Raw genomic sequence first — 24434 nt, 5'->3', positions numbered from 1 at the left:
AGCGTTCGTCCTGAGCCAGGATCAAACTCTCCGTTGAAGACTCACAATCACACCCCGAAAGGGCGCAATCAAAAGTACAAACTAGAGTCCGAAAACCTAGCAAAACAATCGCCAGCTGGAATTTAGCTGACTCAAATGTTCAGTCCTCCACACGGGGGTATGAAGAACCGAAACCAAATCAAATATTTGGCACTGACATTCATCAACACACTATTGAGTTCTCAAAGAACACACGCACACAACTCGGAGACTGGCTAACCAGTTCTTCGTTGGGGCAGGTTTTCTAGCTTAACCGTCCAGTGGCTCAGAGTCAAACTCCGCTCTTCGGCCGGTTCCGTCAGGCGCTCATCGTACAACCTCGTTGTCCCTGGTCCCTCCGGCTCGGCGTTTCCGCCTCGCTCCGGGCCCCTGGTCGGTGTCCGTGTCGCTCTGACGTTGAATAAGTTACGCGGCGGAGAACGCTACGTCAAATCGCCACTTCTTACCCCCATCTGCGCTGGTCAGAGGCCTGTCGAGCGGCGATCCGGTGGGCCGGGCGGGGGATTTGTGACCCAGCCCACCAAGATCAATTTCAAGCACCCCGCCGGACACCCGCGAAGTTGCGCTTTCCCCGGCGCAGCACCAGCCACTTACCGTGCAGGTAATCGCCGGTTTCCGGGGTCCAATCCAGGTCCTTGATCCGCTCGTTGTTCACCGATGCGCCGCCTTCGGTGACCGTCCGGCGGGCCGCGCCACGGCTTTCGCACAGACCCGAGGCCACGAGCAGGTCCACGATCGTGTCCTGCCCGGACACGACCTGTGCGACCTCGCCTTCACCGGCCGCTTCCCGCAAGGCGGCGGCCAGGGTCGGTTCGTCGAGATCCCGGAGTTCGGCGCGGCCGAACAGCGCCTGACTGGCGAGTTGCACGGCCAGGGTGTTCTGCTCACCGTGCACCAGTGTGGTCATCTCGGCGGCGAGCCGGCGCTGGGCCTCCCGGGCATGCGGACGTTCCGCGGTCGCCACTTCCAATTCGGTCAGCTCGTCGCGGTCCAGGAAGGTGAACCAGCGCAGATAGCGGACGACATCGGCGTCGGCGGTGTTCACGAAGTACTGGTACCAGGCGTACGGGCTGGTGAGCTCCGGATCGAGCCAGAGGCTGCCGCCGCCGGTGGACTTGCCGAACTTCTTGCCGTCGGCAGAGGTCACGAGCGGCACCGTCAATGCGTGGACCGCCGCGCCGTCCACGCGACGGTTCAGCTCGACACCGGCGATGATGTTGCCCCACTGGTCCGAGCCGCCCACTTGCAGGACACAGTCGTGGTTGCGGCGCAACTGCACGTAGTCGTTGGCCTGCAGCAGCATGTAGCTGAACTCTGTGTAGGAGATGCCTTCGCCCTCCAGCCGCCGTTTGACGGTGTCGCGGGCCAGCATCACGTTCACCGAGAAGTGCTTGCCGATATCGCGGAGGAAGTCGACGGCACTCAGTTCGCCGGTCCAGTCCATGTTGTTGACGATGAGCGCGCCGGTCGGCGAATCGTCCAGGTCTACGAACCGCTCCAGCTGGGAGCGGATCCGCTCGGCCCACGCGGCGACGGTATCGGCGGAGTTCATCGTGCGCTCGCCGACCTCCCGGGGATCGCCGATCAGCCCGGTCGCGCCGCCGGCGAGGACGATCGGCCGGTGGCCGGCGCGCTGGAACCGGGTCAGGGCCAGCAGCGGCACCAGATGCCCGGCGTGCAGGCTGGCCGCGGTGGGATCGAAGCCGGCATAGAGGGTGCGCGGGCCGGCGGCCAGCGCCTGCCGCAGCGCGTCGAGGTCGGTGGACTGCGCGATGAGACCGCGCCAGGTCAGTTCGTCGATGATGTCGCTGCTCACGGGTTTCATCTTCGCGTACCACCGCAAGCCGATTGCGGGCGGTGCGATCAGGCGCGCCGACCGGCGATGCCTGTCAGGCGGATTCCTCCACCCGTGGCGCCCGGGGGCTACGGCGGTAGGCCGAGACGGCACGGGAATCGCGCAGCCAGAGCCGCCAGGGGCGGTCGGCTTCTTCGCTCACGCCGACGCGGGGCCCCGCCGCGATCCGGGAGGGATCGGCGGGCACACCGAGTTCCAGCCGGATTCCGGAGCGGCCGTCGAACAGGTCGGTGCCGTAGTCGTCCATCCGGATACCGAGGGCACTGCCCAGGTTGCCCGGGCCCCGGGCCAGGTCGTCGTCGCCCCGGGCGGCCGGACGGCGAGTGCGGGCGATGTCGTGGCCGGCGGTGATCTCCGCGGATCGCAGGAGCACCCCGGACGCCACGCCGTCCGGGCCGCTGATCACATTGGCGCAGGTGTGCATGCCGTAGCTGCGATATACGTAGAGCCGGCCCGGCGGGCCGAACATCGCGGCGTTGCGCGGCGTACGGCCACGGCCGGAGTGGGCGGCCGGATCGTGCCAGGGGCCGGCCGGGTCACCTCCGTAGGCCTCGACCTCGACGATGTAGGCGGCCACCGGGCCCGACCACAGGGTCGCGCCGAGCAGGCGCTGGGCGGCGGTCAGTGGATCAACAGCCAGTTCGTCGGCACTCACCCGTGGATTCTCGCAACCGGCTCGTGATGCGCGCAGCGGGGGTGGATGCCACCCACGGTTACGTGGCGCCGGCCCGGTAGGACCGGGCGCGGCCGCCCGGGTTGACGAGGTTTTCCGCCTGGGGTCTTGTGGTGCGGCGCGCGGCGGCGAAGAATTCAACACATAGTGAATTCAACACCGGATGAATAGGGGCGGTCCATGTCCGAAACCGGCACACCGAACGCTGTGGAGGTACGCGGCCTCACCGTGCGTCGCGGTAAACGAGAAGTGCTGCACAATATTTCGCTGACCATCCCGCAGGGATCGATCACCGGGCTGCTGGGGCCTTCGGGGTGCGGGAAGACCACCCTCATGCGCAGCATCGTGGGCACCCAGATCGTGGCCGCCGGGGAAATCACCGCGCTCGGGTTGCCCGGCGGCAGTGCCCGGCTGCGGCGGCGGATCGGCTACGTCACGCAGGCGCCGAGTATCTACGCCGATATCAGCGTCCGCGACAATGTCGCCTATTTCGCTGCGCTGTACGGCGCGGACCGCGAGGGGGTCGAGCGTGCGCTCGCCGCCGTCGGCCTGCTCGACCATCAGGATCAGCGCGGTGACGAACTGTCCGGTGGTCAGCGCACTCGGGCCTCACTGGCCTGCGCGCTGGTCGCCGCGCCGGAGCTGCTGGTACTGGACGAGCCGACCGTCGGGCTCGACCCCGTGCTGCGGGTCGAGCTGTGGAAGCAGTTCCGCGAACTGGCCGCAGGCGGGACCACGCTCGTGGTCTCCAGCCATGTGATGGACGAGGCCGAACACTGCGATCGGCTCCTGCTCCTGCGGGAAGGCCGGCTGCTGGCCCAGCTGAGCCCCGACGAACTGCGCGAACGCACCGGCGAGCAGAACCTCGAACAGGCTTTTCTCGCCCTCATCACCCTGGGCACCGAGGAGGCGGCATGAGCAATACGAGCGACCGGCATACCGGGCCGGAGACCGCGGCCCCGGGCCACCCCGGGCCCGCGGCACGTACTCCGGAACGTCCCCCGGGACCCCGGCCGCTCGGGGCCTATCTGGCGACCACCGGCCGGATTCTGCGGCAGCTGCGCAACGATCACCGCACGGTCGCCATGATCCTGGTGGTCCCGGCGCTGCTGATGGCGCTGCTGTACTTCATCTACCAGGATGTTCCGGCCTCGCCGCAGCAGACGACGACGCTGTTCGACCGGGTCGGGATCAGCATGCTCGGAATCCTGCCGTTCATCGTGATGTTCCTGATCACGGCGATCGCCATGCAGCGTGAACGCACGTCCGGAACACTCGAACGGCTGCTCACCACACCGCTGAGCAAACTCGATCTGCTCGGCGGGTACGGCACCGCGTTCTCCCTCGCCGCCGCCGCGCAGGCGGCGGTGGCCTGCCTGGTGTCGTTCGGCCTGCTCGGACTGGATGCGGCCGGAAATCCCGGATGGGTAGTGCTCATCGCCATGGTGGACGCGGTGCTGGGGGTCGCGCTGGGACTGCTGTGCAGTGCGTTCGCCCGGACCGAGTTCCAGGCGGTGCAGTTCATGCCGGTGGTGGCGGCACCACAGATATTCCTGTGCGGGCTGCTGGTACCGCGCGAACAACTGCCCGGCTGGCTGGAGGTGATCAGCAATGTGCTGCCGCTGAGTTATGCGGTGGACGCGCTGCACGAAGTATCGGTCCACAGCGAACCCACCGGGCTGATGTGGCGGGATCTGGCGATCGTCGCCGCGTTCGCGGCGGTGGCCCTGGGCCTGGGCGCGGCGACCCTGCGCCGCCGGACCGCGTGAGCCCGGCGGACAGCGCGCGTCCGGGCCGGTCGGGGCGGCGTCCCGGAGCCTCCGGCACCCGGGACTCGATACTCGCGGCCGCCCGGGCGCGGTTCGCGCAGACCGGGTTCGACAAGACGTCGATCCGGGCGGTGGCGGCGGACGCCGGCGTGGATCCCGCGCTGGTGCACCACTATTTCGGTACGAAACAACAGTTGTTCGCCGCGGTGGTGCAACTGCCGGTCGATCCGGAGGTCGTGCTCGCGCAGGTCGATGCGGTGCCGGTGGACCGGTTGGGGGAGACCATCGTGCGCACCGTGGTGGGGTTGTGGGACTCCCCGGCCGGCGCCGGGGCGGTGGCCCTGGTGCGCAGTCTGGTCGCCGGTGGCGATGTCTCGCTGGTGCGTGATTTCTTGCTGGCGGTGGTTCTGGAGCGGGTCCGGCGGCGGATCGCCACCGACTCCGACGACGGCCGGGCGCGGGTGGCGCTGGCCGCGTCGCAGATGGTGGGGGTGGTGGTGACCCGCAAGATCGTGAACCTGCAGCCGGTCACCGAGATGTCGCTGGATCAGGTGGTCGCCGCGGTGGGGCCCACCCTGCAGCGCTATCTCACCGGGGATATCGGGACGGGCCCACCGGAACCCCACCGGCCCTGAGGACAGCGCTACCCGCCGAATCGGCGTGGGTCCCTGAGGGCAGTGCTACTCGCCGAACTGACGGGCGAAATCGGCGTGCTCGGACTCGTCCACCGTGCGGGCCTCGTCGGCAAGCAATACCGGGATCCCGTTGTCGATCGGGTAGGCCACGCGCAACCGCGGGTTGTACAGCACGTCCGCGCCGTCGCCGGTGCGGACCAGGTGCAGTTGCCCCTTGTCCTGCGGACAGGCCAGCAGGCTCAGCAGCATTGGGTCGAGAATGGTTTGCTCCGACATGGAAGTGAAGCGTACCCGGACCCCCGGCCGGCACCGCCGGGCTCCGGTTCACACCACGGGCCGGCGGAATGAGATGTACCGGTGGCCGAGGAACGTACCGGCGGCGACGGCTCCCATGACCACCACCGCGGACGGCGCTCGCGGGAAACCGAACAGACCGACCGCGACTTCCAGCAGTAGTGCGTTGGCGACCAGACCCCCGCAGTTCACGGCGGCGAACCCGAGGAAATCGCGGATGATCCGCCCGTGGACCCGGAACACCAGCCGGCGGTGCAGGACGAACGCGATACCGATACCCGTGAGATAGGCGGCGGCGACGCCGGCCGACGGCGGCACGGAATCACCCAGGACGGTGAGCCAGGCCACGGTGAGAACGATGCCCATGACGGTGTTGACGGCACCGACGATCGCGAACGCGACTTCCTGCCGGCGGACCAGTCGCAGCAGGAGCCCGGAGTCGGTCGGGGGTGTTCCGGCCGCGAGACATCCACCAGCCGGCGTGGTGTCCGGAGTGCCGGTGGTTTTACTGGTCATGGTCGGCATACAGGCCTTCCGGTCCGTTCGCGCGTGGGCTGTCTGCGCAGCGTAGCCAGCGACCACGACGGACGGGCCTTCCGCCGCCCCGAGTCCGGATTCATCTCCGCACCTGCGCGCGATGCGTATCTGGATGCCGTGGGTTGCCGGGGCGGGTGTCCCCTACCGCGAAACTGTTCGTCGCCCTCTCGATCGGCAGCTGTACCGGGGCGCGCGGACCGGCCTCGCCGATCGCGAAGCTGCTGTCCTGCGGGCGGCGCCCGGGCAGCGGCACCGGGAACCTTCCGTCCCACCGGCATCGCCCGTCCATCACCCGCGACGGCGCATACCCGGACACGGTGTCGCCGGTTCGGGAATGCCGGGAATTCGCCGATGGCCCCGCCGAGTAGGCGGCGAACGCCACCGCGGCGCACACCGGACCCCCTCCGAGCGCATCTCGGTGACCATCGGCTCGACCGTACGCCATGGGTTCCACACCCTACCGTGCCCGCGCCGGTGAACAACCGCAACGACGCACACCCGATCTACCCGCACAGCGCCCACTACACCTGCTAGAGTTCGCATTTCTCGGGCTCACCAGCGTCATCGAGACCCGGCACGCGTTATCCTCCGTCGAAAGTCGATCTCGCCAATGCCGTTTTCGCCCAGCTCTGTTTCCGGTCCGGATACCCGCCGCCGTACGACGACCGGCTCCGCGCCGCTCCGCGCCCCTGGATCTTTACTACCCGGTTCGACCGCCACCGGTCCCGGACCGGATACCGATTCGCCCGGAGTGTGCGGGGTTTCGGTGGTGGTCCCGGTCTACCGGGGGGAGGAGACCGTCACCGGGTTGGTCCGGGAATTGTCCGAACTCGCCACCAGCAGTAGGACGCCGGGCGGGCTGTGGTTCCGCGTCACCGAAATCGTCCTGGTGCACGACTGCGGCCCCGACCGCTCCGATCTGGTGCTGCAGCGCCTGGCCCGGGAGAATCCGCTGGTCCGGGTGATCTGGTTGAGCCGCAATTACGGTCAGGACGCCGCGACTATCGCCGGGATGGCCGCGGCGCGGGGCGGCTGGATCGTCACCATGGACGAGGACGGGCAACACGATCCGGCGTGCATCGCCGAATTCCTCGACACCGCCTACCGGGACCGCGCCGATCTGGTGTATTCGCGGCCCACCAACACCCGCCCGCACGGACCGCTGCGCAATATCACCTCGCGCGGAGCGAAACTCGTACTCGCCACGCTGTTCGCGTTTCCCGCGTCCACTCGCTTCGAGAGTTTCCGGCTGATCCGCGGCGATATCGGGCGCCGGCTCGCCGAGGTCGCCGCCAACGGCGCCTATCTCGATGTCGCGCTGACCTGGGTGGTCGGCCGGACGGCGAGCACACCGGTGCGGTTGCGCAGCGAGGGCCGCACCGAATCCGGGTACAACTACCGGCGGCTGTTCTCGCTGTTCTGGAAGATGGTGCTGTGCACCGGGACTCGCGGCCTGCGGGTGGTGAGCCTGCTGGGCGTCACCCTGGCGCTGGCCGGCGCGATTCTGGCCGGGGTGATCATCTACACCGCGCTGACCAGCGGGGACAACAACCCCGAGGGGTGGGCGTCGATTATCGTGGTGCTTCTGCTGTGCTCGGGGGCGCTGCTGTTCTCGCTCGGCCTCATCGCCGAATACCTCGGCGTGGTGCTGCACATTCTGGTGGGTAAACCGCTGTATCTCACCATCGAATCGCCCACTCCCCGCCCACCGGCCGAGGCCGCGCGACCCCGCGCCCGGCCCCGCACCGAGCCGGCCGTCGGATGAGCGCGGGCCCTGAGGTAGCGCAGCGTCACCCCGCGGGCCCCCCTCCCCTCTTCGACGGGCAGAGCAGGAGCGGGGCAGACCCGGAGGCCGCAGCACAGTACACACACGCAGAACTCCCCGCCCACGACGGACACAGCGAGAGCAGGCCCGGCCCGCAGGCCGCAGCACAGTACACACACGCAGAACTCCCCGCCCACGACGGACACAGCCGGAGCACGCCCGGCCCGCAGGAGGTGGCGCCGCGTGACGCAGGGTCCGTGCTGGTCCGCGGTGGACACAGCGGGAGCGGGTCGGTATCGGAGGCGGCCGCACGGCACGAAAACGCCGGGCACCCGTCTCTTCGCGGGAACGACGCGGCGCGCGAAAGGATCATTTTCAGCCGGCCGTACCGGGCGGCCCGGGAACTGGCCAATGTGACCGCTGTCCTGGAATCCGACCACTGCCACGGCGACGGCCCGTTCACCGCGGCAGCGACCGCGAAACTGGCCGAGATCACCGGGGCACCGCATGTGCTGCTCACCACGTCGTGCACGCACGCGCTGGAACTGGCGGCGCTGCTGCTGGAACTCGGTCCGGGCGACGAGGTGATCGTGCCGAGTTTCGCCTTCACCTCCACCGCCGCCGCCTTTGCGGTGCACGGGGCGACCTGTGTTTTCGTCGATATCGACAGCGCCACCGGCAATATCGACCCGGCGGCGGCCGCGGCGGCGATCACCGATCACACCAAGGCGCTCGTGGTACTGCACTACGGCGGGGTCGCGGCGGATATGGACGCGCTGGGCAAGCTCGCCCGTGGTCACGGCCTGGCGATCGTGGAGGACAACGCGCACGGCCTGGGCGGTACCTGGCGGGGCCGGCCGTTGGGCACCCTCGGCACGCTGGGTACGCAGAGTTTCCACGACACCAAGAACGTGCACTGCGGTGAGGGCGGCGCCCTGCTGCTCTCCGACGACATCCTGATGGGCCGGGCGGAAGTTATCCGGGAGAAGGGCACCGATCGGGCGCGGTTCCTGCGTGGTCAGGTGGACAAGTACTCCTGGCAGGACATCGGATCCAGCTATCTGCCCAGTGAGCTGAACGCCGCGGTGCTCGACGCGCAGCTCGCCGAGTTCCATACGATCCAGCGGGCCAGGCACCGGGTGTGGCACACCTATGCGGCCGGGCTGGCGTCGTGGGCAGCGGCGCAGGGCGTCGTACCGATGACCGTTCCGCCGGATCGGCGGCATACCGCGCATTTGTTCTATCTGCGTATGCCCGGCGAGGAAACCCGCGACGAATTCATCCGGCATCTCGCCGCGCGCGGCATCGTGGCGCCGTTCCACTACGTACCGCTGGATTCCAGTGCCGCGGGACTCAAGTACGGCCGCACCCCGGTGCCGTGCACCCGCAGTGCCGATTTCGCGGCGACCCTCGTACGACTTCCGCTGTGGCCGACGCTCACCCGGGGCCAGCTCGACCGGGTACTCGAGGCCGTCACCGAATTCCGCTGCTGAGCCCCGGCACGGTGCCGGGCGCTCAGGTGAGCAGGCCCAGCGACCCGACGTCGGCCAGATCCTCGTAGGACTCGGAATCCGGGTTGTACCACCAGGTTCCGGGCCCGGGCCGGGGCGTATGGGCTTCCCGTACCGCATGCGCCGACGGACGGAACGACGGGCTGCGCGGAATATCGTCGACCACGTAGACCAGATCCGGCCGCTGTACCGGCGGCAGCGACCGTAGCGCCTCGGTCATATCGTCGGCGGTGAGTTCGAAACCCGGGCGTACGCTCACCGCCGCGACCGCCAGGATGCGGTCCCGCGCCGGTAGGGCGTAGGCGACTTCCATATCGACCGCGGCGATATCGTTGAGCACATCCACGATGGGCTGGGTGAACACCGGGCCCCGGCGGGTGCGGATCACCGTATCGATCCGGTCGACCAGCCAGTAGTCGCCCTCGCTGTCGCGGCGGAACAGGTTCTCGGTGGGCAACCAGGAATCCTCCGGTTCGAACACACCGCGTAAGCCGCCGCGGGACAGGTCGACCCCGGCGCCCGCCGAACCGATCAGCAGGCCCACCTCGTTGTCCGCGCACCGCCGGGCGTACCCGTTGTCGTCGACCATGACCTGCCCGGTCACCGGATCGAACGCCACGAGTTCGACCCGCGCCGTGCCCGGCACCGGGCGGCCCTTGCAGCCGAACTTCACCCCGGGCACATTCGCCAGCACCACATCGCCCTCGATGGAGGCGTAGAACTCGAGTACCCGCGCGGGGGCGAACTGTTCCATCGTGCGCCGCCACAATCCGGCGGGCATCCCGGATCCGATGAACAGCCGGATCGGATGCGGATATCCGGCCGGGAAGACCTCGGCGTCGAGGATATCGCGCAGCATCGTCCAGGTGTAGGTCACGACCGTGACCCCGTACCGGTGCACTTCCTCGGCGAAGCGCGCCGGATCCAGCGACCGGGCCAGCGCGATCCGGCTACCGCCGGCGATGGCGCCGCCGAGGCTCACCAGCAGACCGGACGAATGATGCAGCGGGGCCAGGCAGTACACCGTGTCCTTGTGGTCCAGGTCCGCCGCCGACGCCGTTCCGAAGGCCGAGAGCGCCCAGCGGTGGTTGGTGATGTACTTGATATCCAGCCGGTCGCCGGTTCCCGACACCAGGATGAAGGCCAGTTCCCGGGCCCGCCCGGGGTCCGGGCGGTACCAGCCCGGTAGCCGCACCCGCTGGGGGTCGATCTGTTCCAGGTCCACGAGGTCGGTGCCGTCGGGGACGGCCAGGCCGCGGGAATCGCCGCCGCCGAGCACGAGCACCCGGGCACCGGTCGCGACGGCGTGCCGCACGTTCTCCGGGTCGGACACCAGGATCACCGTCCCGGTCTGATCCAGTGCGCTGGTCAGATCGCTTTCCGGGGCCAGCAGGACCGCGACCGCCCCGATCCGGGACAGGGCGGCGAGGGTCACCAGGGCACTGGGCCGGGTTTCCATCACCACGCCGACCCGGGTGGCCGGGCGGATCCCGACCGAGATCAGGCCGCGCACCACGTTCTCGATCCGGGCGTCGACCGCCGCGTTGGTATGCACCCGGTCGTCGAAGAGGAAACATTCGCCGTTCGGTGCCCGGCGCGCCTGTTCGGCCATGAGCCGGCCGATGGAGATGCGGGTGCCGGATTGGATCATGCCGAGCCGGGTCAGCCGGGGCAACGTACGGGCCGCGCCCTCGACCACCCCGACCGAACCGCGCAATGTATTGGCGGCCACATGTTCCAGTGCCCGGCCGACATCCGCACCGGCCTCGGCCAGCGCCGTGGCGGTGTGCACCGCCCGCAGCAGCGCGGTCCGCGGCGCATCCGCCGGGGCCTGATCGGCCATGGGCACGATCTCCTCCGGCAGCGGGTTACCGCCCTCGACCCAGCCCACCCAATCACGCACCCGCGGCCAGGTGCAGCGGGTCGCCACCGAACCCGCGACCAGCCCGAAATGCCCGGACACCACACAGGATTCATAGACCTCCGCGCGTGGCGCAGCGCGGACGATACCGCGGACCGCGGCGGGCTGGCCGATTTCGTCGACCTCCCCGACGAAGGCCAGGATGGGGCATTTCAGATCGGCCAGCGAGATCGGCTGATCCCGGATGACGAAACCGCCGAGCATCATCCGGTTGTGCACGACGAACTGTTTCAGCAGATCCGCGGCGGCGGGTCCCGCGTAACCGACCCAACCCTCGTTGCTCAGGAAACGCCGCTGGCGTTCCTTCGGCAGCAACGCCTCCCGGTCGTGTAGCTGGCGCAGGAAATCGATCCGGGCCTTCGCGGTTTTCACCGGGTCCAGCAGCTGGAATCCGATGCGCACCATCCGGTCGGTGATCGGCAGCCGGGGCACCACGTGATCGGCGGCGAAATCCACCAGATCGGTGACCGCGGCGTGCGGGAGCCCGAGCGGCATCCCGGCGACGATATCGACCGGGCTGCCGAAGGTCACGATGCTCGCGATTCCCTTGCCCGCGCGGAACGCGGCGGCCTGGTACGCGAACATCCCGCCCTGCGAATAACCCATGAGGTGCACGGTGCGGCCGGTTTCCGCGCACACGGTGTCGATGGCGCTGTGCACGGCCAGCACGTGATCGGCCAGGTCCCGCTGCCAGCCGCCCTCTTCCGTCGACGGCGAACCGAAATCGATCACCCAGCAATCGATTCCGGCGCGGTGCAGCATCCCCACGGCACCGTCGTCGCCGTTGACGTCCCAGATATCGGCGCTGACCATCAGCGGCGGGACCAGCAGTACCACCGGGCCGCCCGCCGTCTCGGCGGGAAAGTAGTGCCGCAGCCGGTACATGGGACGGCGCTCGGCGATATCGAACGGCGAGGAGTCGGTATCGCGGCCGAGCCCGCCGAAGCGGATGACTTCCAGACCGTTCTGCGCGGTGGCCATCACCCGCTGCGCCGAACCCATCAAACCTCGCACACTCAACTTCACGTTCCACTCCCAGCCCTGCCCGCGGCATGGTCCACCTCACAAACCATGAGGTATGCACCAAACCCTGCCATATCGCACGCCGGGCCGACCGCCCGTTGTGACATCTACATCATGTACCCGTCACCTCGGCGGAACCGCACGCCCGCGCCGATTAGGGTGGTGATCGTGACCGATCCGACCAGTATCCCGAGGCCCGGGCGCCCCGCCCCCGACCGGGAGTCGCTGCCCGTGGAATTGGTGGACGCGGCCGGTAACACCGTCGGTTCGTGTGCGGTCGCCGAGGCGCATCGGGCGCCGGGGGCGCCGCATCGGGCCTTCTCGGTGCTGATCTTCGACAGCGCCGGGCAGACACTGCTGCAACAGCGCGCCTCCGGGAAGACGCGGTTCCCCGCGCGATGGTCGAACACCTGCTGCGGCCATCCGGCACCGGGGCAAACGGTGACCGAGGCCGCCGGTATCCGGCTGGCCGAGGAAATGGGGCTGCGGGTCGCGCTCACCGAGGTCGGGGTCTACCGGTATCGCGCCGAGGATCCGCGCACCGGGTACGTCGAACACGAATGGGATCACGTGCTGGTGGGGTCGCTCGACGACGTCGCTCCGGAACCCGACCCCGCCGAGGTCGCCGCTTACCGCTGGATGCGGCCGGACGAGCTGCGCCGGCGGCTACAGGAGGAACCGGACGAGTTCAGCCCGTGGTTCGCGGGCGTGCTCGAGGTCGCCACCACACAGCAGCCGGCTTCCTGAACCACTCCGCGGAACCGGACGAACCGCGCTCCGGCCCGGTACGAGGCGACTCACGGACCAGGCTGCGCCATCCGGTGAGGAGGATGGTCACGCGGAAGCCACGCCGACCGGTTACCACGACGGCGAGTCGGACACCGTCCCGGCGGTCCCGGGTGCCGCCTGGCATTCCTGAGCCCTCGGCGCGTCCGGGCATTGCCTTTCCTCAGCTTTTCCGGCTCGACCGGATGGATGCCTTGATGCGCATATCTACGTATGGGCAGATTTCAGCGTACTGCGGAGCCCGCGGGACGCGGGCTCCGGACGGGCGGTCGGTCGCGGGCTCAGTCCAGCCAGGCGCGGATCTCGGCGGCCGCCTGCCGGACCTCCGCGAGCTGTTCGCGCACCCGCTCCCCCGCCGTTCCGCCGCGGGCGTTGCGCGAGGCCACCGAACCCGCGACGGTCAGCACTTCGCGGACATCAGGGGTGAGAGCCGGATCGATACCCGCGAACTCGGCGTCGGTCAGCTCGTCGAGCCCGACCCCGCGTGCCTCGGCGGTACGAACGCAGGCGCCGGCCGCCTCGTGCGCCACCCGGAACGGCACTCCCCGCCGGACCATCCACTCCGCGATATCGGTCGCGAGGGTGAACCCCGCCGGGGCGAGTTCGGCCATGCGTTCGGTGTGGAAGGTGAGCGTGGAGACCAGGCCGGCGATGGCGGGCAGCAGGAGTTCCAGCTGGGCTACCGAATCGAACAGCGGCTCCTTGTCTTCCTGCAGGTCCCGGTTGTAGGCCAGCGGTTGCGCCTTCAGGGTCGCGAGCAGTCCGGTGAGGTTGCCGATCAGCCGGCCGGCCTTGCCGCGGGTCAGTTCCGAGACGTCCGGGTTCTTCTTCTGCGGCATGATCGAGGAACCGGTCGACCAGGCGTCCGCGAGGGTGATGTAGCCGAACTCCGGCGTGCTCCAGAGAATGACCTCTTCGGCCATCCGGCTCAGATCCACCCCGATCATCGCCAGAACGAAGGCCGCTTCGGCCGCGAAATCGCGGGACGAGGTGGCATCGATGGAATTCGCGGCGGCGGCGGTGAAGTCCAGGTCCGCGGCGATGGCTTCGGGGTCGAGGCCGAGCGAGGATCCCGCGAGGGCACCCGAACCGTACGGCGAGATGGCCGCCCGTTTGTCGAAATCCCGGAGCCGGTCGATATCCCGGAGCAAGGGATGGGCGTGTGCGAGGAGATGGTGGGCCAGCAGCACGGGTTGCGCGGCCTGCAGATGTGTTTTTCCGGGCATCACCGCGTCCGGATGAGCGGCGGCCTGATCGGCCAGCGCGTCCACCACGGTGAGCAGGCCGGCCGCGATCCGCCGGACCGCGTCGCGCAGCCACATCCGGAACAGGGTGGCGACCTGGTCGTTGCGCGAACGGCCGGCCCGCAGCCGGCCGCCGAGTTCGGTCCCGACCCGTTCGATCAGCCCGCGTTCGAGCGCACCGTGGACATCCTCGTCCGATTCGGCCGCGGTGAAGGCTCCCGATTCGACGTCCGCGGCCAATCGATCCAGGCCCGCGAGCATGGCCGTCAGGTCCGTATCCGACAGCAGCCCGGCTTTGTTCAGCACCCGGGCATGCGCCTTGGACGCGCGGATATCGTAGGGCGCCAGCGCCCAGTCGAACTGGGTCGATTTACTCAGCGCCGCCATCGCCTCGGCGGGACCGGACGCGAACCGCCCGCCCCACAATGCGCCCTCGTTGGTGCCCACTGTCGCCTCTCCCACATCTCGATTTACCCGGCCGGGTTTACCCAGCCCTACGGTATTGGTTCTGTCCGCCGCCGCTCACCACGCCCGGCCGCGGCACCCGGCAATGCGCCGTATTCGAGGCCCGCCACGATCGACGGTGGCTGCGCGCCCGGCGGGTTGCCGTCCGGCCTTCGGTCGCCGGGCCTCGGCACCGGGCCGAGCGCTACGCCGCGGAACCGCAGGTACGCCGCGGCCGCGTGGGCTCAACCGCCTCGTCCGGAGTGGGCGAGACAGCGGTAGGCCGCCCAGCCGTCCGGAAAGAAGATCCGGCCGTCGTTCTGGGCGACCGGGCAAGGCCCGATCAGTCGGCCACCGGGCCGTGCCCGTCGGCTACGTCGGCCGGGCCCCGGGAAGCGGCGTGGGCCGCGTCGCCGAGGCCCGGCGATACTTTCTACTTCTGGTTCAGATCGCGTTTCGCGGCGACCTTCGAGGACAGGCCGTGGATCTGCACGAACCCCTTCGCCAGCGACTGGTCGAAGGTATCGCCCTCGTCGTAGGTCGCGAGGTTGAAATCGTAGAGCGACTGGTCGCTGCGGCGGCCGTTGACCACCACGTTGCCGCCGTGCAGCACCATCCGGATATCACCGCTGACGTGCTGCTGGGTCTCGGCGACGAACGCGTCGAGAGCCCGCTTGAGCGGGGAGAACCACAGGCCGTCGTAGGCCAGCTCGCCCCAGCGCTGCTCCACCTGCCGCTTGTACCGGCCCAGTTCGCGCTCGAGGGTGACGCTCTCGAGGGCGCGGTGCGCGGTGATCAGCGCGATGGCGCCGGGGGCCTCGTAGATCTCGCGGCTCTTGATCCCGACCAGCCGGTCTTCGACCATATCCAGCCGGCCGACGCCCTGGCGGCCCGCGCGCTTGTTCAGCTCGACGATCGCCTCCAGCACGCTCACCTGGCGGCCGTCGATGGCGACCGGGACACCGCGGTCGAAGGTGACGATGAGTTCGTCGGGCGCCTCGAAGTTGACGGTGGGGTCGGTGGTGTAGTCGTAGACGTCCTTGGTGGGCGCGTTCCACAGATCCTCGAGGAACCCGGTCTCGACGGCGCGGCCCCAGACGTTCTGGTCGATGGAGAACGGCGATTTCTTGGTGACGTTGATCGGGAGCTTGTTCTCCTCGGCGAAGGCGATGGCCTTCTCCCGGGTCCACGCGTAGTCCCGGACCGGGGCGATCACGTTCAGGTCGGGCGCCAGGGCGCCGATGCCGACCTCGAACCGGACCTGATCGTTACCCTTACCGGTGCACCCGTGCGCGACGGTGGTGGCGCCGTGGAACTTCGCGGCCTCCACCAGATGCTTGACGATCAGCGGACGGCTGATGGCCGACACCAGCGGGTACTCGTCCTGGTAGAGGGCGTTGGCCTGAATGGTCGGCAGGCAGTACTCGTCGGCGAATTCGTCACGCGCGTCGACGACGACCGCTTCCACGGCACCGCAGTCGAGGGCGCGCTGGCGCACCACGTTCATATCCTCGCCGCCCTGCCCCAGGTCGATGGCCACGGCCACGACCTCGGCGCCGGTCTCCTTGCCGATCCAGCTGATGGCGACGGAGGTGTCCAGCCCACCGGAGTAGGCGAGTACGACGCGATCGGACATGTTCTGGTGCTCCCTCGGATGTGTGCGTAGGTCTGCGGTGTGTTTCTCTGTGCGGTCTCCGCGGGGTCCGGTGACCGTTGGCCGGCAGTATGCTGGCCCGTTGCCGGCCAGGCTCGCGCCGCCGTTGCAAATGATTATGCACGATGGTGCAATCTCATTCATAACTGGGGGGCACGGCGGTCGTTACCTGCGTCGATATCACCACGGTCACCCATCCAGCTCGATAACGGCCCCTTGGCGGCCGGGTCCGGGCGTGAGACGCTGGTCACATCCCGAAGCGCGATGGCAAGGGAGGACAAGACCGTGCAGACACTTCAGCAATGGGCACAGGACAACTACGAGACGATCGGCTTCATCGTCATCACCCTCGGCAACGCCGCCCTCTCACTCGGCGTGATGGGCATCGAATTCGCGACGCCGTTCCTGCAGGAGCTGGTCAACACCTGATCGCCCCTTCGTCACCGGATGCCCGGTGACCTCGGAGGCCGGCCGCGCGGGCCACCTCCGCCGATAGCGGTGTGCCGCCCGAGCCGCCGGACCCGTACCCGGAAAGTGCGGTACCGTCACGGCGTTCGAACGTGATGGAGGTAGCGGCAGTGCTGGGGGTGGGTACGGCGTTCGCCGGGTACCGGATCGAAAGAGTCCTGGGCCGTGGCGGAATGGGGACGGTCTATCTCGCCCGCCACCCGCGGCTGCCGCGCAGTGTCGCGCTCAAACTGCTCAACCACGAAGTCTCCACCGATACCGAGCTGGTCCGCCGCTTCGAACGCGAGGCCGATGTCATCGCCCGGCTCGAACACCCCGGCATCATCGGCGTGCTCGATCGCGGCGCCGACGACGGGCATTTGTGGATCGCGATGCAATACGTCCGCGGTACCGACGCGGCGTCTCTGGATCCCCGGGCGCATCCGGCGGCCACGGTGGTGCGACTGGCCGGTGAGACCGCTTCGGCGCTGGACTACGCGCACAGTCAGGGCGTCCTGCATCGCGATGTGAAACCGGCCAACATCCTGATCGCCGCGTCGGACGCATTCCGCGAATCGCACGCGATACTGACCGACTTCGGGATCGCCCGCCTCACCGACCCGGCCAGTACGAAGGTCACCGCCACGGGCACTTTCTCCGCGACCCTCTCCTACGGCTCGCCGGAACAGCTGTCCGGGCAGCCGGTGGACCACCGCTCCGATCAGTATTCGCTGGCGTGCACGCTGTTCGCGATCCTCGCCGGGCAGCCGCCGTATACCGCGACGAACCCCGGTCAAGTGGTCATGGGGCACTTGACCGAGCCGGTTCCCCGGCTCACCGCTACCCGCCCCGATCTGCCCCCGGCGATAGATGCCGTGCTGGAACGGGCCATGGCCAAACAGCGCGACGACCGCTTCGGGTCGTGCAGCGAATTCACCGCTGCAGCCCGCGGCGCCCTCGAAGGCCGGCATATCGCGGCCGATATCGCCGGCTCGGCACCGACCGCGGTGAACAACGCACCACAAGGGCACCCGAAACCAGCCGTCCCGGAACCTGAGCATCAACCGGTTCCACCGGTGTCACCACCAGGGAGGTGGCCAACTCCGCCGGTGGGGATACCGCCCACCTACCCGCGCCCGTACGCCGCAAGGCCACGCCGGACGGAAGAACGGCTCGAACGGAAACCGTCCGCAGCAACGGCCGTGATCGCAGCCATCGGCACGCTGATGGTTGCGTTGTTCGGGACAGTTGCGCTCCTGAGAGAACTTCGGTTTGCTCTCGATTCGAGTGGCCCAGATGTGACCGACGTTGCCGTGATCCTGGCCGGTGGGCTGTTCGTGCTGCTGTCGAACAGCGCCTGGCTACTTCTGATATCAGGAAGACGCATCGGGCAAATCTTGGCCATCGTGTGTTCGGGGGTGGGCGTGCTCACCGGTGGTCTCGACTTCGTCATACCAGTGCGCATACTGGACATCTCATTGTTCTCAGGGCGGATACTGGGCTTCGATTACCTGGGCTTGCAGCCCATGAAGGTACTGGTCATCGGTTCAGCGGTCGGAATGATATGCGGCTGCCTCGGTACTACCGGCCGCTGGATCGCCTACCGCACGGCACTCCGGCGGAATACACCACGCGGGTGGTAGGAGCTGCACCGGCGAGCTGATGGATCGGCACTCGACACCTCACCGGTGCGCGCCTGGCAGCCGACGCCCACCCACTCCGGTCTTCACATCACACGCCGGATCGACGACCCTTCCCGATGACCACGACACCCGCGCGGCATATGGCGGTGACTACACTTCCGGTGCCGGAATCAAGGCCCGCCGGACCAGCCGGCGGGACGGCTGCCCGGTGATCCAGCGCCGAATCACGCCAGGTTTTCGATTTTCGCGGCGAGTTCGGCGCCGGTGAGGGGTTCGCGGGCGATCACGGCGATGGTGTCGTCGCCGGCGATGGTGCCGACGATGTAGGGCAGGGAGGCGCGGTCGAGGGCGCTGGCCAGGAAATGCGCGGCGCCGGGCGGGGTGCGCAGGACCGCGATATTGCCGCTGGAATCGGTGGACACCAGCAGATCGCCGAGCAGTTTGGCGAGCCGGCCGGTGCCCCCGGTGACCCCGCGGACCGGGCTGCCGTCCTCGGGGACCACATAGACACCGGCGCCGCCGTCGGCGGCGCGGAGTTTGACCGCGCCGAGTTCGTCGAGGTCGCGGGAGAGGGTGGCCTGGGTGGTTTCGATCCCCTCGGCGGCGAGCAGATTGGCCAGTTCGGTCTGGCTGCGGACCGGATGGGCGGCCAGCAGCGCGATGATGCGCGACTGCCGGCCCGCCCGGGTGGCGGCCGTGACCGGGCCGGTGGAATGGGTTCGGGCCTCACTCATCGTCGGTGGGTGCCCTCGCGTTCCAGCAGCCAGACCAGCAGGGCCTTCTGCGCGTGCAGGCGGTTCTCGGCCTCGTCCCACACCACGCTCTGCTTACCGTCGAGCACCTCGTCGGTGATCTCCTCACCGCGATGCGCGGGCAGGCAGTGCAGGACGATGGCGCCGGAGTCCGCGTAGGCGAGCAGTCCGGCGTTCACCTGGTAGGGCCGGAACGGTGCGACCCGGTCCAGGCCGTCGCTTTCCTGCCCCATCGACGTCCAGGTATCGGTGACCAGGACATCCGCCTCGTCCGCCGCGGTGTAGGGGTCGTCGGTGACGGTGACGCTGCCACCCGTTTCCGCGGCGCGGGCCCGCGCGGCGGCGAGCACGGCCGGCGCCGGCTGGAATCCCGAGGGGGCGGCGATCCGCACATGCATACCGGCGGTCACCCCGCCGAGTAGCAGCGAATGCGCCATATTGTTGGCGCCGTCACCGAAATAGGACAGCACCTCGCCCTTCGGGTCGCCCTTGTGTTCGGTGATCGTCTGCAGATCCGCCAGTACCTGGCACGGGTGGAAATCGTCGGACAACGCATTCACCACGGGAACGGTCGCGGTGGCCGCCATTTCCTCGAGCCGCTGCTGGCCGAAGGTGCGCCAGACGATGGCCTCGACGTAGCGGGAGAGCACCCGGCCGGTATCGGCGAGGGTTTCGTCGCGGCCGAGCTGGGTGTTCTGCCCGTCGACCACCACGGCGTGCCCGCCCAGCTGGGCGATACCGAGTTCGAAGGAGAACCGGGTGCGGGTGGAGTTCTTGTCGAAGATCACCCCGACCCCGCGCGGGCCCGCCAACGGCCGGCGCGCGAACGGGTTCTTCTTGAGTTCGGCGGCCAGCGCCAGCACCTCGGCCTGTTCGGCGGGTGTCAGATCGTCGTCGCGCAGGAAGTGCCGGACGGTGGTCGCGTTCGATCCGGTCATGCCGGGGCTCCCTTCGTCTCGGCCAGTACCTCGTCGAGAATCACCGGTAGGTCGAGCACCAGGTTGTCGGCCTGGGTCTCGGTGAGCACCAGCGGCGGCGCCAACCGGATGACATCGGGTTTGGCCGGGTTCACCAGGTATCCGGCCGCGCGGGCGCGGGCTTCTACCTGTGGGGCGACCGGATGGGTGAGGCCGATCCCGATGAGCAGTCCGGCGCCGCGTACGTCGGCGATCAGCGGATGTTCCAGGACCGCGATACCGTCGCTGAGCCGTTTGCCGACGGATTCGACATGTTCCAGCAGGCCGTCCTCGGCGATGGTGCGCAGTACCGCCAGCGCCGCGGCGGCACTGACCGGGTTACCACCGAAGGTGGTGCCGTGCAGGCCGGGGGTGAACAGCTCGGCGGCGTGCCCGGTGGCCAGGACGGCGCCGATCGGCAGGCCCGCGCCCAGGCCTTTGGCCAGGGTCATCACATCGGGGGTGATCCCGAATGCCTGGTGTGCGTACATCTTTCCGGTCCGGCCGATACCGGTCTGCACCTCGTCCAGGATGAGCAGCGCACCGTGCCGGGCGGTGATCTCCCGGGCCCGCGCCAGGTAGTCCATCGGCGGGACCACCACACCGCTCTCGCCGAGGATCGGCTCGAGGAACACCGCGGCGGTATCGGAATCGACCGCGCGCTCCAGGATTCCCGCGTCGCCGTAGGGGATGTGCACCACGCCGGGCGGCATCGGCTCGAACGGCGCGCGTTTCGACGGCTGGCCGGTGAGCGCGAGCGCGCCCATGGTGCGGCCGTGGAAGGCCTCGTCGCAGGCGATGATCTTGCGCCGGCCGGTGAGCCGGGCCAGTTTGAACGCGGCCTCGTTGGCCTCGGTACCGGAGTTGCAGAAGAAGGCGCGGCCGCCGCCGTCGCCGAAATGGGCGAGCAGCGATTCGGCGAGTTCGATCACCGGCTCGCTGCCGTACAGGTTGGATACGTGGCCGAGCGTCCCGAGCTGGTCCATCACCGCGCTCAGTATCGCCTGGTGGGCGTGGCCGAGACTGTTGACCGCGATCCCGCCCACGAAATCGACGTACCGGTTACCGTCCGCGTCGTACACCACCGCGCCGTTACCCCTGGTCAGCACGACCTCCGGGGTGGCGTAGTTGCGCATCATCACATTCGACCACCGTTGCCGCAATTGCGCAGTGTTCATGCTGTGGCTCCGTTTTCCTCGTCCGCCGCCGGTGTGACCATGGTGCCGATACCCTCCCCGGTGAACAGTTCCAGCAATACCGAATGGGGTACGCGGCCGTCGATGACATGGGCGCTCGGCACTCCGCCCCGGACCGCACGCAGGCACGCCTCCATTTTGGGGACCATCCCCGAGTCCAATGACGGCAGCAGTGCGGCCAGCGCGTCGGTATCGATCACGCTCGTCAGCGACGACCGGTCGGGCCACTCGGTGTACAGGCCCTCGACGTCGGTGAGGACCACCAGTTTTTCCGCACCGATACCTTCGGCCAGGGCTGCCGCCGCGGTATCGGCGTTGATGTTGTGCACCACGCCGTCGGCGTCGGGGGCGATGGTCGAGACCACCGGGATCCGCCCCGCACCGATGAGATCGAGTACGGCGCCGGGATGTACATCGGTGACATCGCCGACCAGGCCGATATCGGTGGCGGCGCCGTCGATATCGACGGTGCGGCGGGTCGCGGTGAACAGGCGGGCATCCTCACCGGAGATGCCGACCGCGTAGGGCCCGTGCGCATTGATCAGCCCGACGAGCTCCCGCCCGACCTGGCCGAACAGCACCATCCGCACCACCTCCATCACCTCGGGGGTGGTGACCCGGAAACCGCCGCGGAACTCCCCGGCCAGACCGAGCCGCTTCAGCATGGCCGAGATCTGCGGGCCGCCTCCGTGGACGACCACCGGATGCACGCCGACGGTGCGCAGGAACGCCATATCGGCGGCGAAGGCGCGTTTGAGATCGTCGTCGATCATGGCGTTACCGCCGTACTTGACCACGACGATCTTGTCGCGGAACTTCTGCAGCCACGGCAGGGCGCCCGCCAGGATATGCGCTTTGTCCAGCGCGGACAGATCGTGGATCGCTTCGGTCATGAGCTGTAGGCCGAGTTCTCTTCGACGTAACCGTGGGACAGGTCGGTGGTGCGGACGGTGGCCGTTCCGTCGCCGAGACGCAGATCGACCACCACCGAGATATCGGCGCCGGACAGGTCGACGTCCCGGGCGCCCGGGGCGCCGGTGCCGTCGACACAGACGGGGAAACCGTTGAAGGACACCGAGATCAGGTCGGGATCGAGTTCGATGGGGGCGGTGCCGACCGCGGCCAGTACGCGGCCCCAGTTCGGGTCGGACCCGAACAACGCCGTCTTGACGAGGCTGTCCCGGGCGACGATACGGGCCGCGGTGAGCGCGTCGTCCTCGCTGCGCGCGCCCTGCACGGTGACGAGCACCCGTTTGGTGACACCTTCCGCGTCGGCCATCAGCTGACCGGCCAGATCGTCGCAGACCGCCAGGACAGCCGCGTCCAGCTCCTCCTGGGTGGGCGCGACCTCGCTGGCGCCGTTGGCCAGCAGCAGGACGGTGTCGTTGGTGGACATCGACCCGTCCACGTCGAGCCGGTCGAAGGTGCGCCGGGTGGCTTTGCGCAGGGCGCTGTCGAGCTGTTCGGCGGTCGCGACCGCATCGGTGGTGAGCACCACCAGCATGGTCGCCAGCGCGGGTGCGAGCATGCCCGCGCCCTTGGCCATCCCGCCCACGTTCCATTTCCCGGGGTGGTGCAGGGAGGCTTCCTTCGGCACGGTGTCGGTGGTCATGATGGCGTGCGCGGCGTCGGTACCGCCGGACATCCCGCCGCCCATTTCGCGCACGATCTCGGTGACCGCCGGAATGAGCTTGTCCATCGGCAGCCGGTCACCGATCAGGCCGGTGGAGCAGACGGCGATCTCGCCCGCACCGGTTTCGGTACCCCAGTTGCTCAGGGCGGTGGCGAGTTCCTCGGCGGTGCGGTGGGTGTCCTGGAAACCCAGGGGGCCCGTGCAGGCGTTGGCGCCGCCGGAGTTCAGGATCACCGCGCGCAGCCGGCCGGATTTCAGCACTTGCTGCGACCACAGCACGGGAGCGGCCTTCACCTTGTTGCTGGTGAAGACCCCGGCGGCGGCGTAATCGGGACCCTCGTTGAAGACGAGCGCGAGGTCGGGTTTACCGCTGGCCTTGAGGCCCGCGGCGATCCCGGCCGCCCGGAAACCCAGCGGGGCGGTGACACCCTGGTTGCGGACGAGATTGGCGTCGGTGGTCACGGAGCCACTCCTACGGTGGACAGCCCGGCGGTCTCGTCGAGGCCGAGCGCGAGGTTCATGGACTGCACCGCGGCGCCCGCGGTGCCCTTGGTCAGATTGTCGACGGCGCCGATCACCACCAGTTGCCCGGCGTCGGGGTCGACGGTCACCTGCAGGGTGACCGTGTTCGCGCCGAGCACGGCGCCGGTCTGCGGCAGCACGCCTTCGGGCAGCAGGTGCACGAAGGGCTCGTCGGCGTAGGCCTTCTCGTAGACCGCGCGCGCCTGCGCGGCGTCCACCCGGACCGGGGCGGTGCAGGTGGCCAGGATGCCGCGCGGCATGGGCGCCAACACTGGGGTGAAGGACACCCGCACGGGGGTCCCGGCGACGGCGCTCAGATTCTGCGCAATCTCCGGCGTATGCCGGTGGGCGCCGGCCACCCCGTAGGCCCGGGCCGAGCCCATGACCTCCGAACCGAGCAGACCCACATCGAGTTTGCGGCCCGCGCCCGAGGTCCCGCTGACGGCCACGATGTGCACGGCCGGGTCGACGATGCCCGCCGCGACCGCGGGCGCCAGCGCGAGGCTGGCGACGGTCGGGTAGCAACCGGGGACGGCGATCCGGGTGGCACCGCGTAGCGCGTCCCGGCCACCGGGCAGTTCCGGCAGGCCGTAGGGCCAGCTGCCCGCGTGCGGCCCGCCGTAGTAGCGGTCCCAGGCGGCAGGGTCGGTGAGCCGGAAATCGGCGCCGCAGTCGATGATCACGGTAGATTCGGGGAGTTCGGCGGCCAGGGCGGCCGACTGGCCGTGCGGGAGGCCGAGGAAGACGATATCGTGCCCGGCCAGTTCGGCCGCCGTGGTCGGGGCGAGGATGCGGTCGGCCAGCGGCAGCAACTGCGGCTGCAGCGCGCCCAGCGCGGTCCCCGCGTTGTTGCCCGCGGTGAGCGCCCCGATCTCGAGGCGCCCGGCTCGGTACTCCGGATGCCCCAGCAACAGACGCAGCACTTCTCCGCCCGCGTATCCACTGGCACCGGCGACGGCCACCCGCAGGGGCGCGCTCCGGTCGGGCATATCCGTGTGATCAGCCATGTGATGATTATGCACGATCGTGCAAGCTCATTCATCGACGGGTTCGCCCCGCTCTTCCATCATCCATATTTCCGGTTCCGGCCAACCGCGACGCCGCGAGCTCTGCCGAGGATCCCTGATGCCCCCTC

21 protein-coding genes are annotated in these 24434 nt (G+C 68.9%); 8 read left to right on the top strand and 13 right to left on the bottom strand.

The annotated features are described in order from the left end of the window. Window positions 1-571 precede the first annotated feature (571 nt). Entirely contained in the window at window positions 572-1864 is a 1293-nt protein-coding gene (tyrS, locus tag QH276_RS11040) for a tyrosine--tRNA ligase (RefSeq protein ID WP_432278591.1), read from the bottom strand. A 64-nt stretch (window positions 1865-1928) separates the two neighbouring features. Then, window positions 1929-2549, bottom strand: a complete 621-nt coding sequence (locus QH276_RS11035; RefSeq protein WP_280398151.1) for a DNA-3-methyladenine glycosylase — start codon at window positions 2547-2549, stop codon at window positions 1929-1931. 198 nt (window positions 2550-2747) lie between these two features. Between QH276_RS11035 and QH276_RS11030 the strand changes: the two genes are divergently transcribed. The 3 genes from QH276_RS11030 to QH276_RS11020 are packed head-to-tail and all read left to right on the top strand — an operon-like array spanning window position 2748 to window position 4971. Continuing rightward, window positions 2748-3485 carry an ABC transporter ATP-binding protein gene (locus tag QH276_RS11030; protein ID WP_280398150.1) on the top strand — a complete coding sequence of 246 codons (738 nt, stop codon included), beginning with the start codon at window positions 2748-2750 and terminating at the stop codon, window positions 3483-3485. After that, complete coding sequence (locus QH276_RS11025; RefSeq protein WP_280398149.1) at window positions 3482-4336, top strand: ABC transporter permease; 855 nt, start codon at window positions 3482-3484, stop codon at window positions 4334-4336. The genes QH276_RS11030 and QH276_RS11025 overlap by 4 nt, the downstream gene beginning before the upstream one ends. Beyond that, window positions 4333-4971 (top strand): TetR family transcriptional regulator, encoded by a 639-nt coding sequence (locus QH276_RS11020; protein ID WP_280398148.1) that lies wholly within the window; start codon window positions 4333-4335, stop codon window positions 4969-4971. The genes QH276_RS11025 and QH276_RS11020 overlap by 4 nt, the downstream gene beginning before the upstream one ends. A gap of 45 nt (window positions 4972-5016) precedes the next feature. Here the strand turns inward: QH276_RS11020 and QH276_RS11015 are convergent, their stop codons facing one another. Both QH276_RS11015 and QH276_RS11010 read right to left on the bottom strand, forming a co-directional pair. Then, complete coding sequence (locus QH276_RS11015; protein WP_280398147.1) at window positions 5017-5247, bottom strand: Trm112 family protein; 231 nt, start codon at window positions 5245-5247, stop codon at window positions 5017-5019. 48 nt (window positions 5248-5295) lie between these two features. Beyond that, window positions 5296-5781 (bottom strand): GtrA family protein, encoded by a 486-nt coding sequence (locus tag QH276_RS11010; protein ID WP_280398146.1) that lies wholly within the window; start codon window positions 5779-5781, stop codon window positions 5296-5298. A 772-nt stretch (window positions 5782-6553) separates the two neighbouring features. On the opposite strand from QH276_RS11010, the gene QH276_RS11005 reads away from it, so the two are divergent. Next, window positions 6554-7567, top strand: coding sequence for a glycosyltransferase (locus QH276_RS11005; RefSeq protein WP_280398145.1), 1014 nt, complete (start codon window positions 6554-6556; stop codon window positions 7565-7567). A gap of 368 nt (window positions 7568-7935) precedes the next feature. Continuing rightward, window positions 7936-9060: a dTDP-4-amino-4,6-dideoxygalactose transaminase gene (rffA, locus tag QH276_RS11000; protein WP_280398156.1), complete on the top strand. Its 1125-nt coding sequence runs from the start codon at window positions 7936-7938 to the stop codon at window positions 9058-9060. A 22-nt stretch (window positions 9061-9082) separates the two neighbouring features. Here the strand turns inward: rffA and QH276_RS10995 are convergent, their stop codons facing one another. After that, on the bottom strand, window positions 9083-12025 hold the full coding sequence (locus QH276_RS10995) for an AMP-binding protein (protein WP_280398144.1): 2943 nt from the start codon (window positions 12023-12025) through the stop codon (window positions 9083-9085). Window positions 12026-12190: 165 nt separating this feature from the next. On the opposite strand from QH276_RS10995, the gene idi reads away from it, so the two are divergent. Beyond that, window positions 12191-12769: an isopentenyl-diphosphate Delta-isomerase gene (idi, locus tag QH276_RS10990; RefSeq protein ID WP_280398143.1), complete on the top strand. Its 579-nt coding sequence runs from the start codon at window positions 12191-12193 to the stop codon at window positions 12767-12769. Window positions 12770-13089: 320 nt separating this feature from the next. Here idi and argH read toward each other — a convergent pair whose 3' ends face one another. Continuing rightward, window positions 13090-14514, bottom strand: coding sequence for an argininosuccinate lyase (argH, locus tag QH276_RS10985; RefSeq protein ID WP_280398142.1), 1425 nt, complete (start codon window positions 14512-14514; stop codon window positions 13090-13092). Between the two features lie 415 nt (window positions 14515-14929). After that, a complete protein-coding gene (locus QH276_RS10980; RefSeq protein WP_280398141.1) occupies window positions 14930-16132 on the bottom strand; it encodes an argininosuccinate synthase in 1203 nt (400 codons plus the stop codon). Window positions 16133-16414: 282 nt separating this feature from the next. Here QH276_RS10980 and QH276_RS10975 point away from each other — a divergent pair, with 282 nt between their 5' ends. Continuing rightward, a complete protein-coding gene (locus QH276_RS10975; protein WP_280406719.1) occupies window positions 16415-16579 on the top strand; it encodes a hypothetical protein in 165 nt (54 codons plus the stop codon). 134 nt (window positions 16580-16713) lie between these two features. Then, the gene (locus QH276_RS10970; protein ID WP_280398155.1) at window positions 16714-18240 is read left to right on the top strand and encodes a protein kinase domain-containing protein; all 1527 of its coding nucleotides are present in this window, start codon (window positions 16714-16716) and stop codon (window positions 18238-18240) included. Between the two features lie 224 nt (window positions 18241-18464). On the opposite strand, the gene QH276_RS10965 is transcribed toward QH276_RS10970, so the two are convergent. From QH276_RS10965 to argC, 6 genes are read right to left on the bottom strand one after another with little or no spacing between them, the layout of a single operon-like run. Then, on the bottom strand, window positions 18465-18974 hold the full coding sequence (locus QH276_RS10965; protein ID WP_280398139.1) for an arginine repressor: 510 nt from the start codon (window positions 18972-18974) through the stop codon (window positions 18465-18467). Beyond that, window positions 18971-19930 (bottom strand): ornithine carbamoyltransferase, encoded by a 960-nt coding sequence (gene argF / locus QH276_RS10960; protein WP_280398138.1) that lies wholly within the window; start codon window positions 19928-19930, stop codon window positions 18971-18973. The genes QH276_RS10965 and argF overlap by 4 nt, the downstream gene beginning before the upstream one ends. Beyond that, window positions 19927-21126: an acetylornithine transaminase gene (locus tag QH276_RS10955; protein ID WP_280398137.1), complete on the bottom strand. Its 1200-nt coding sequence runs from the start codon at window positions 21124-21126 to the stop codon at window positions 19927-19929. Before QH276_RS10955 ends, argF begins: the two co-directional genes overlap by 4 nt. Further along, window positions 21123-22037: an acetylglutamate kinase gene (gene argB, locus QH276_RS10950; protein WP_280398136.1), complete on the bottom strand. Its 915-nt coding sequence runs from the start codon at window positions 22035-22037 to the stop codon at window positions 21123-21125. Before argB ends, QH276_RS10955 begins: the two co-directional genes overlap by 4 nt. Then, complete coding sequence (gene argJ / locus QH276_RS10945) at window positions 22034-23239, bottom strand: bifunctional glutamate N-acetyltransferase/amino-acid acetyltransferase ArgJ (RefSeq protein WP_280398135.1); 1206 nt, start codon at window positions 23237-23239, stop codon at window positions 22034-22036. The genes argB and argJ overlap by 4 nt, the downstream gene beginning before the upstream one ends. Then, window positions 23236-24306: an N-acetyl-gamma-glutamyl-phosphate reductase gene (gene argC / locus QH276_RS10940; protein ID WP_280398134.1), complete on the bottom strand. Its 1071-nt coding sequence runs from the start codon at window positions 24304-24306 to the stop codon at window positions 23236-23238. The genes argJ and argC overlap by 4 nt, the downstream gene beginning before the upstream one ends. Between the last annotated feature and the right edge of the window lie 128 nt (window positions 24307-24434).

It is taken from the genome of Nocardia carnea, assembly GCF_029869215.1.
Taxonomy (GTDB): domain Bacteria; phylum Actinomycetota; class Actinomycetes; order Mycobacteriales; family Mycobacteriaceae; genus Nocardia; species Nocardia carnea_B.
Note: the sequence above shows the minus strand (reverse complement) of the source record. Positions and strands in the feature narration are given on the sequence as shown.

Coding starts and splice junctions, on each gene's coding strand:
- QH276_RS11030 (WP_280398150.1), top strand. CDS start 2,748: ATGTCCGAAACCGGCACACCGAACGCTGTGGAGGTACGCGGCCTCACC.
- QH276_RS10955 (WP_280398137.1), bottom strand. CDS start 21,126: ATGAACACTGCGCAATTGCGGCAACGGTGGTCGAATGTGATGATGCGC.
- argC (WP_280398134.1), bottom strand. CDS start 24,306: ATGGCTGATCACACGGATATGCCCGACCGGAGCGCGCCCCTGCGGGTG.
- QH276_RS11015 (WP_280398147.1), bottom strand. CDS start 5,247: ATGTCGGAGCAAACCATTCTCGACCCAATGCTGCTGAGCCTGCTGGCC.
- argB (WP_280398136.1), bottom strand. CDS start 22,037: ATGACCGAAGCGATCCACGATCTGTCCGCGCTGGACAAAGCGCATATC.
- QH276_RS10975 (WP_280406719.1), top strand. CDS start 16,415: ATGGCAAGGGAGGACAAGACCGTGCAGACACTTCAGCAATGGGCACAG.
- QH276_RS11010 (WP_280398146.1), bottom strand. CDS start 5,781: ATGACCAGTAAAACCACCGGCACTCCGGACACCACGCCGGCTGGTGGA.
- QH276_RS10970 (WP_280398155.1), top strand. CDS start 16,714: ATGGAGGTAGCGGCAGTGCTGGGGGTGGGTACGGCGTTCGCCGGGTAC.
- QH276_RS10965 (WP_280398139.1), bottom strand. CDS start 18,974: ATGAGTGAGGCCCGAACCCATTCCACCGGCCCGGTCACGGCCGCCACC.
- tyrS (WP_432278591.1), bottom strand. CDS start 1,864: ATGAAACCCGTGAGCAGCGACATCATCGACGAACTGACCTGGCGCGGT.
- argF (WP_280398138.1), bottom strand. CDS start 19,930: ATGACCGGATCGAACGCGACCACCGTCCGGCACTTCCTGCGCGACGAC.
- QH276_RS10980 (WP_280398141.1), bottom strand. CDS start 16,132: ATGTCCGATCGCGTCGTACTCGCCTACTCCGGTGGGCTGGACACCTCC.
- QH276_RS11025 (WP_280398149.1), top strand. CDS start 3,482: ATGAGCAATACGAGCGACCGGCATACCGGGCCGGAGACCGCGGCCCCG.